This window comes from Planococcus halocryophilus (assembly GCF_022489025.1).
Classification (GTDB): Bacteria; Bacillota; Bacilli; order Bacillales_A; family Planococcaceae; genus Planococcus; species Planococcus halocryophilus_A.
Genome location: NZ_JAKVTG010000047.1, coordinates 1 through 517, shown reverse-complemented (window position 1 = coordinate 517; position 517 = coordinate 1). Strand labels below are relative to the sequence as shown.

At 35.4% G+C, this 517-nt stretch carries 1 pseudogene; it reads left to right on the top strand.

From position 1 onward, the window contains the following. Positions 1–256 precede the first annotated feature (256 nt). A pseudogene (locus tag MLE13_RS17925) lies at positions 257–517 on the top strand (plastocyanin/azurin family copper-binding protein); the annotation flags it as partial.

Below are 517 nucleotides of genomic sequence, written 5' to 3'. Positions count from 1 at the left end.
CTTTTTTTTTTTCGTTATACAGGCATAACGCAAAGGGATTAACTTTAGATTACTTTTCAACAAAATAAATTAATTTTTTATTTTTATATATTTCCTTTTTAAAAGATTCCTTTAAATAAGCCAAATCAAGAAGGGTAAACTAGTTGTCTCTTCTTATAGAAGAAACAGGAAACTTATAGCTAATTTTAAAAAAAGCAATCTATTTCTCAACTTTCTGCGTTCTATTAGCAAGAACAAAAATCGAGGAGGATTACTTATGGTTAACAAAAAATTCAGTTTTATTCTTGCGGCAGGTATTTTATCACTGGCCGCTTGTGGCCAAGAACAACCGGTAGCCGAGGATACAGCTGAACCGATGGCTGAAGAACAAGAAAACGCGGTTGAAGAAGATACTACTACTGAAGAACCCGTAGAGGAAGTTACAGAAGAACCTGAGGAAGAAGTTGCTGAAGAAGAAACGGCAGCAGAAAACACACCTGAAGGGATGAGTGGAACAGCCTCAAATCTCTTGTCTAAT